This is a genomic window from Mesorhizobium sp. M7A.F.Ca.CA.002.15.2.1 (genome assembly GCF_003998715.1).
Lineage (GTDB): Bacteria > Pseudomonadota > Alphaproteobacteria > Rhizobiales > Rhizobiaceae > Mesorhizobium > Mesorhizobium ciceri.
This window is the reverse complement of record NZ_RZPI01000249.1, coordinates 1-7202: the sequence shown is the minus strand read 5'-3', so window position 1 is coordinate 7202 and position 7202 is coordinate 1. Positions and strand designations below refer to the sequence as shown.

Sequence of the window (7202 nt, the reverse complement as noted above, 5' to 3'; positions counted from 1 at the left end):
ATCTATTACGGTGCGCAATATGGCGGCTCGACCACCGCCATTCTCATCAACATGCCCGGCGAATCCTCGTCCGCCGTCACCGCGATCGACGGCTACCAGATGGCCAGGAACGGCCGCGCCGGGGCGGCCCTCGCGATCGCGGCCATCGGCTCGTTCTTTGCCGGCACCGTTTCGACGTTCCTCGTCGCCATCTTTGCCCCGCCGCTGACGGCGATCGCGCTGAAATTCGGCGCGGCCGAGTATTTTTCGCTGATGATCGTCGGCCTGGTTTCGTCCGTCGCGCTCGCCCACGGCTCGATCGTCAAGGCGCTGGCCATGGTCGTGCTCGGCCTGCTGCTCGGCGTTGTCGGCACCGACATTTACACCGGCACGCCGCGCTTCACGCTTGGAATCCGGGAATATGCCGACGGGTTGAATTTCGTTGCGGTGGCGGTCGGTGTCTTTGGCATCGCCGAGATCCTGCGCAACCTCGAAAACGAGGATGAGCGCTCCGTGATGATCCGCAAGGTCACCGGCCTTATGCCGACCCGCGAGGACTTTCGGCGCATGGCAGCGCCCATCGTGCGCGGAACGATCATCGGTTCAGCGCTCGGCATCCTGCCGGGAGGCGGCGCGATCCTGGCAGCCTTTGCCTCCTACACGGTCGAAAAACGCGTCTCGAAAAACCCGAAGGAGTTCGGCAAGGGCGCCATCGAAGGCGTCGCCGGACCGGAATCGGCAAACAATGCCGGTGCGCAGACTTCCTTCATCCCGATGCTGACGCTGGGCATTCCGGCCAACCCTGTCATGGCGCTGATGATCGGCGCCATGATCATCCAGGGCATCGTGCCCGGCCCCAATGTCGCGACCGAACAGCCGGCGCTGTTCTGGGGCATCATCGCCTCGATGTGGATCGGCAATCTGATGCTGATCATCCTCAACCTGCCGCTGATCGGGCTTTGGGTGAAGCTGCTGACGATCCCCTATTACGTGCTTTTCCCGATCATCATGGCGTTCTGCTCGATCGGCGTCTACAGCGTCAACAGCAACGTCTATGATCTCTACGCCGTCGCCTTCTTCGGCTTCCTCGGCTACCTCCTGACCAAGCTGCGCTGCGAACCGGCACCGCTGCTGCTCGGCTTCGTGCTCGGCCCGCTGCTCGAGGAAAATCTGCGCCGCGCCATGATTCTCTCGCGCGGCGACCCGAGCACCTTCGTGACCAGACCGATCAGCGCCGGCCTGCTGCTCATAGCGCTCGCCGTGCTCGCCGTCGTCTTCCTGCCGGCGGTCAAGAAAAAGCGCGAAGAGGTGTTTGTGGAGGAGAGTTGAATTACGCCGCCGTTCCGCCTCGGTCCTGAACCTCTTCGACCGGGTCGAGCGGTGCGATCGGCACCAGCGGTGCCGGCACATCGGTCGTCTTGACCTCGGCCTTGCAGATGTCGGCGATGACGCAGGCCGGGCAATCCGGCTTGCGCGCCTTGCAGACGTAGCGGCCATGCAGGATCAGCCAGTGATGTGCATGGCGCATATATTCGTCCGGAATGATCTTCAACAATCCCTGCTCGACCTGTTCCGGCGTCTTGCCGGGCGCTAATCCGAGCCGGTTGCCTATGCGAAGAATGTGCGTGTCGACCGCCATCGTGTGCTGGCCGAAGGCCATGTTGAGCACGACATTGGCGGTCTTGCGCCCGACCCCGGGCAGCTTGACCAATTCATCTCGATTATCGGGTACCTCGCCGCCATGGTCGCGGATCAGCGCCTGCGACAGCGCAATCAAATTCTTCGCCTTGTTGCGCCACAGCCCGATGGTGCGGATATATTCGCCGACCCTTGCTTCCCCCAGCGCCAGCATCTTGTGCGGCGTATCGGCGGCCCTGAACAGCGCCCGCGTCGCCTTGTTGACGCCTACATCCGTCGCTTGCGCCGACAGCACCACCGCGACCAGCAGCGTGAAGGCGTTGACATGTTCGAGCTCGCCCTTCGGCTCGGGCCGCTGGACGGAAAAGCGCCGGAATATCTCTTTCACTTCGGCCGGGCTGTAGCGTAACGCGCTTCGCGCCGGCCGCGGGCGCGGCTTTGCGTTCGAACCATCGCGTCGTGCGGGCAACGGCTCTTTTTTGGACAGGGAAGAATCTTTGGACTTGGGGCTTGCCATTTCCCTCCTATAATATCCCCTCATGAGCGACACAAACGCCTCGTTTCAGGCCGACGAGCCATTCTTTCAGGCGCTACTGACCCCGCACCGGTCTCTGGGCCGGACAGGCTTCTTCGTCCTGATGGGCGCGCTGCTGTTCGGCTGGCTGGTGACAGGCGCGTTTTTCCTGTCGCGCGGCGCCTGGCCGGTGTTCGGCTTCTTCGGCCTCGACGTGGCCGCCGTCTACATCGCCTTTCGCATCAACTATCGTGCCGCTCGCGCACGCGAAGAAGTCTCGGTTTCGCGCACCAGCCTCGACATCCGCAAGACAGCCCCCTCGGGGAAATCGGAAGCGCATCGCTTCAATCCGTTCTGGGCGCGGTTTTCGGTGGCCCGTCACGCCGAGATCGGCATCACAGGCATGACGGTGCAAGGTGAAGGCCAGAACGTGCCGATCGGATCGTTCCTGGACCCCGATTCCCGCGAGAGTTTTGCCACCGCCTTTTCGCGCGCGCTGGCGCCCGCCAAGACACGCTGAGGCAGCCGCGAGCGATTCCTGGGCTCGAATCCGGTGCCTATCCGGGTATGCGCCGCAAGAAGGCAAGTTTCGGGTGGCGATCGACGCCCCGAGGGGCGATATTCCGGCTCAAGGAGACAGTTCCATGAGCACACACACCGCAGTCCTCAAAAAGGACATCACGCCTGAGGGCAGCGATTATGAGATCGTGCGCCGTGCCATCGAGAAGATCAGTCTCGACTATCGCGATCAGCCTTCCCTCGAAGAGCTGGCCGAGGAGGTCGGCGAGACGCCGACCGGCCTGCAAAAACTCTTCACCCGCTGGGCCGGCCTGTCGCCCAAGGCCTTCCTGCAGGCGGTGACACTGGACCATGCGCGCAGGCTGCTCGATTCCGGCATGCCTCTGCTCGAGACCTCATTCGAACTGGGCATGTCCGGCCCCGGCCGGCTGCATGACCTGTTCGTCACGCACGAGGCGATGTCGCCGGGCGACTACAAGACACGCGGCGCCGGGCTCACCATTCGCTACGGCTTCCATTCCTCGCCGTTCGGCACCGCCCTGATCATGGCCACCGAGCGCGGGCTCGCCGGCCTCGCCTTCAGCGACCCCGGCGAGGAACGCGCCGCCTTCGCCGACATGTCCAGCCGCTGGCCGAACGCCATCTACGTCGAGGACATGACTGCCACCGGCCCCTATGCCGCCCGTATCTTCGACCCGACGCTGTGGCGCCCCGACCAGCCGCTGCATGTCGTCATGATCGGCACCGACTTCCAGGTTCGCGTCTGGGAGGCGCTGCTCAAGATCCCGATGGGCAAGGCCCGCACCTATTCCTCGATTGCGGCCAGCATCGGCGCACCGTCCGCCAGCCGTGCGGTCGGTGCGGCCAACGGCGCCAATCCGCTCTCTTTCGTGGTGCCTTGTCACCGCGCCATCGGCAAATCAGGCGACCTCACCGGTTATCATTGGGGCCTGACCCGCAAGCGCGCCATTCTGGGTTGGGAAGCCGGGCAGGTATCGTAATATCGATTTTTCTCGATATTGCGAAGAAAAACATGGTTCTATCGGCGCTATCAAGTATAAGCGCTATTTACGCTGTGGTTCCGCTTTTGCAACCGAGGGCAACCTCCGGTTCCTGTAGTTGTTATTTTTGAGGCGTTATTTTAGGTAACTCTAAATTAACCACGATAAAGTGATGATGCTCTCATATTAATCCGGACGATCCGGCTTGATAGGAGGTCTCGATGACATTGTTTCGCGCCGCCTGCGGCGCAGCTCTGCTGGTTGCCAGCGTCGACGAGGCCGCGTTGGCCACGACGCAGAATGTCATCTTCAACGGCACGATCGCGCCCACCTGCACGCTGGTCGTTGCCACCAACGGTACGATGACGGCCAGTCCCGATCTCCAGTCCCTGAGCTCCCACAACAGCGGCGGCTCGGCTGGAACCGTGACGCTGACGACGACCGGAGGTGTGTCGCTGAGCGTCGACCCGGTCACCACCATGACGGTGCCATCCGCCGACAGCACGTCGACGACCTGGACACCCACCTACTCCGCCGCCGGCGCGCATTCCATCGTCGAGACCGGCTCGACAACCAGCATCACCACCCCCGGCGCAGATCTCGTCTCGGTTCACCTTGCCGGAACCAAGGGCGGCAGCAATCGCTTCGCCAACGGCAATTATCAGGCAACGGTAACGCTGCGCTGCGAATGACGCGAGCGAAGGAGGGGTCGTGAAACATGCTCGAATCCTGGCGACGGCGTTGGCCGTCGGATTGGCGCCCGTTGCCGCCAAGGCTCAGTCGATGTCGCCGATGCGTGGCGAGATCAACAGCTTCACCGACGTCTTTGCGGTTCGCGTCTTCCCCGCCAATCCCTACGACCGCAACATCCGGGTCGAAATTCACGTCTACGATCAGGATTTCCAGCCGGTAGATGCCAGGGTCTCTCCAAATGTCTTCCAACTGGCCTCCCAGGCCTCCCGTTCTGTCCTTGTGGTTGTGCCTTTCGGCGGCGCTGCCGAGCGTAAAGTGCGTATCTGTACCGAAAGCATCCCCTTTCCCAATCAACAGACGCAGATAAGGGCACAGATATGCGGAAAGTTTTTTGGGCGCCGCAAGTCCTGACACTGGCGCTCGCGGCTGTTTGGGCGGGTGCCTCGCCGGCCGGGGCCGAGGACGTCTACAACCTCAACCAGAACGAAAGCGGCTTCAACCTGCCCGGCGTCACCTTGCCCCAGGGCCAGGACGAGGTCCATGCCGCGGATGGCACCACTTGCCGTTCCGCCGTCTCCGGCTCCGGCGCCTATGTCGATCTCGGCGTCATCAGAGGCAACAGCCAGTCCGACAATGATGTCGCCACTTACGGCCGCGTGGTGATCCCCATCGGGCGTACGCCCAAGCGCGTCGATTGCAGCCGTCTCTACGAGCTTGAGGTCGAGCGCCTTCAGCTGGAGCTGAAGCTCCTCAAAATGGGCCTCGGCACCGACGGCCAGACGGCGAGTATTGCCGCCACCGCTCCCGCGACCGCATCACCGGGGTGGGCCAACGAAGGCTGGAGCATCAGAACCGGAAATGGCGATGGCAAGAAAAAGAAGAAGCAGTAGCCGCGCGCTGTTTGCGATGGCGGCACTTGCCGGTTCCTGCCTTCCGATGCAGGCGGCGATCATCGGCACCTGCACCATCATGGTCGGGGCGTCCGGAACGATGAAGGCCAGTCCCGCCATCAGCATACTGGGCTCCAAACAGGCAGGCGGATCGAGCGCCAGCGCCACCGTGGTGGCAAGCTCCCTGTTATGCTCAATACTCAACCTGCTTGACTGCTATTCGGTTTCGGCGCCGGCGCCTGCCGCATTCTCGTCCGCGCCGAGCGGCGGTGGCACCAACGTGACGTTCGCTTCGGTCTTCCGCCTCGATGGCTCGGGGGCCGATGTCAACGGAAGTGTGCCGCAGAGGGTTGCCAACGGCACCCACGCGATGCAGGTCGACCTCACCGCCACCAAGTCGAGCGGTATCTTTCCCGCCGGCAACTATCAGGGCACGGTCACCGTGCGCTGCGAATAAGGCCGCGACAACTCAAATCGGGCTGGACCATGCGCGTGGTCTGGCAAGCTGCGGCCTTACAGGTTAGCTTCCACGCAATCGGAACGATCTGCGTTCGCCCGGACGCACGAAGACGCTCCGGCATTTTGAATTTGCGTTGCCAGGAGGCCCTGCTTGATTATCGTCATCGGCTCGATCAACCTCGACCTTATCGCCAAGGTCGACCGCTTGCCGAGCCCCGGCGAGACGGTGGGCGGCTCGGCCTTCACCACCGCGCCCGGGGGCAAGGGCGCCAACCAGGCCCTGGCCGCCGCACGCGCCGGCGCCTCGGTGCGCATGGTCGGCGCCGTCGGCAGGGACAGCTTCGCCGCCGAGGCACTGGCATTGCTGCGCGACGGCAAGGTCGACCTGTCCGGCGTTGCCGAGACTCACGCCTCGACCGGCACGGCACTGATCATGGTCGCCGACGACGGCGAGAACATCATCGCCGTGGTGCCGGGCGCCAACGCTTCCGTGGTGCCCGGCGATCTCTCCAAGGCCTTTCTGAAAAAAGGCGACGTCGTGCTGCTGCAAAATGAGATTCCGCTGGCCACCGTCGATGCCGCCCTCGACCAGGCAAGGGCGGCCGGCGCCATCACGGTGCTCAACACAGCACCTTTCCAGGCGCAAGCAGCCGGCTTTCTCGGCAAGGCCGACTATGTCGTCGCCAACGAAACCGAGTTCGACCTGTATGGCGAAGCGCTGTCGCTGCAAGGCCGCGATCGGGCGGTGCGCATGCGCGACTTTGCCGGAAAGACCGGCCGCACCGTCGTCGTCACGCTCGGCGGCGATGGCGTGATGGCGGCGACACCGACCGAGTTCCTGGCCGTTGCTGCGCGCAAGATCGTCCCCGTCGACACGGTCGGCGCCGGCGATACGTTCTGCGGCTATTTCGCCGCCAGCCTGTCGTCGGGCCTCACGCTCGAACAGGCGCTGGCGCGCGCCGGCGCGGCCGGCTCGCTGGCCTGCCTGAAACCTGGCGCCCAACCGGCGATCCCGCTCGCCAAAGACGTCGATCAGGCGCTGCAGGAAACCCATTAAAATGCTGCGTCCTCAAACAAAACATGCCGTGCCACCGGCAGGCGACATCTGCCGCCTGTCCGCAGTCGAACTCGCCGGCGCGATCCGGGAGAGGGAGCTTTGCGTGCGCGAGGTGGTGGCGGCATTCCTCGACCGCATCGAGGCGGTCAATCCGCTGGTCAACGCCATCGTCTCCTTGCGCGATCGCGCCGATATCCTGCGCGAAGCCGATGCGGCCGATGCCAGCCCAACGCGAGCCAAAACCAACCCGCTCTTCGGCCTGCCGATGGCCATCAAGGACCTCGCCTCGACCACGGGCCTCAGGACCTCTTTCGGCTCGCCGATCTTCGCCGATTTCGTGCCGCAGGAGGACGATTTCTTCGTCGAGCGCATCCGCAATGCCGGCGCCATTATCATCGGCAAGACCAACGTCCCCGAATTCGGGCTTGGTTCCAACCACTACAACGCCGTGT

The 7202-nt window shown here is 63.6% G+C and carries 10 protein-coding genes; 9 read left to right on the top strand and 1 reads right to left on the bottom strand.

Annotated features, from left to right (window positions below; translation table 11 throughout):
* The coding region (locus tag ENZ74_RS15715; protein ID WP_127312856.1) for a tripartite tricarboxylate transporter permease at positions 1–1308 on the top strand (1308 nt) is incomplete at its 5' end.
* 1 nt (position 1309) lies between these two features.
* On the opposite strand, the gene nth is transcribed toward ENZ74_RS15715, so the two are convergent.
* Positions 1310–2134, bottom strand: coding sequence for an endonuclease III (gene nth, locus ENZ74_RS15710; protein ID WP_063169002.1), 825 nt, complete (start codon positions 2132–2134; stop codon positions 1310–1312).
* A gap of 22 nt (positions 2135–2156) precedes the next feature.
* Here nth and ENZ74_RS15705 point away from each other — a divergent pair, with 22 nt between their 5' ends.
* From ENZ74_RS15705 to ENZ74_RS15670, 8 genes are all read left to right on the top strand, one after another.
* Positions 2157–2651 (top strand): DUF2244 domain-containing protein, encoded by a 495-nt coding sequence (locus ENZ74_RS15705; protein WP_063169003.1) that lies wholly within the window; start codon positions 2157–2159, stop codon positions 2649–2651.
* 124 nt (positions 2652–2775) lie between these two features.
* On the top strand, positions 2776–3651 hold the full coding sequence (locus tag ENZ74_RS15700; protein WP_024502817.1) for a bifunctional helix-turn-helix domain-containing protein/methylated-DNA--[protein]-cysteine S-methyltransferase: 876 nt from the start codon (positions 2776–2778) through the stop codon (positions 3649–3651).
* A gap of 221 nt (positions 3652–3872) precedes the next feature.
* The gene (locus tag ENZ74_RS15695; protein ID WP_027161336.1) at positions 3873–4343 is read left to right on the top strand and encodes a hypothetical protein; all 471 of its coding nucleotides are present in this window, start codon (positions 3873–3875) and stop codon (positions 4341–4343) included.
* Between the two features lie 19 nt (positions 4344–4362).
* Positions 4363–4755, top strand: a complete 393-nt coding sequence (locus ENZ74_RS15690; protein WP_027161335.1) for a hypothetical protein — start codon at positions 4363–4365, stop codon at positions 4753–4755.
* Positions 4722–5234, top strand: a complete 513-nt coding sequence (locus tag ENZ74_RS15685; RefSeq protein ID WP_027161334.1) for a hypothetical protein — start codon at positions 4722–4724, stop codon at positions 5232–5234. The genes ENZ74_RS15690 and ENZ74_RS15685 overlap by 34 nt, the downstream gene beginning before the upstream one ends.
* The gene (locus ENZ74_RS15680) at positions 5209–5691 is read left to right on the top strand and encodes a hypothetical protein (protein ID WP_027161333.1); all 483 of its coding nucleotides are present in this window, start codon (positions 5209–5211) and stop codon (positions 5689–5691) included. Before ENZ74_RS15685 ends, ENZ74_RS15680 begins: the two co-directional genes overlap by 26 nt.
* A gap of 153 nt (positions 5692–5844) precedes the next feature.
* Positions 5845–6750: a ribokinase gene (locus tag ENZ74_RS15675; RefSeq protein ID WP_063169004.1), complete on the top strand. Its 906-nt coding sequence runs from the start codon at positions 5845–5847 to the stop codon at positions 6748–6750.
* Position 6751: 1 nt separating this feature from the next.
* On the top strand, positions 6752–7202 hold a 451-nt coding region (locus ENZ74_RS15670), incomplete at its 3' end, for an amidase family protein (protein ID WP_245470962.1).

Bases quoted from the DNA above. Each gene is read 5' to 3' on its own strand.
- ENZ74_RS15680 (WP_027161333.1), top strand. From the start codon at position 5,209: ATGGCAAGAAAAAGAAGAAGCAGTAGCCGCGCGCTGTTTGCGATGGCG.
- nth (WP_063169002.1), bottom strand. From the start codon at position 2,134: ATGGCAAGCCCCAAGTCCAAAGATTCTTCCCTGTCCAAAAAAGAGCCG.
- ENZ74_RS15700 (WP_024502817.1), top strand. From the start codon at position 2,776: ATGAGCACACACACCGCAGTCCTCAAAAAGGACATCACGCCTGAGGGC.
- ENZ74_RS15685 (WP_027161334.1), top strand. From the start codon at position 4,722: ATGCGGAAAGTTTTTTGGGCGCCGCAAGTCCTGACACTGGCGCTCGCG.
- ENZ74_RS15705 (WP_063169003.1), top strand. From the start codon at position 2,157: ATGAGCGACACAAACGCCTCGTTTCAGGCCGACGAGCCATTCTTTCAG.
- ENZ74_RS15695 (WP_027161336.1), top strand. From the start codon at position 3,873: ATGACATTGTTTCGCGCCGCCTGCGGCGCAGCTCTGCTGGTTGCCAGC.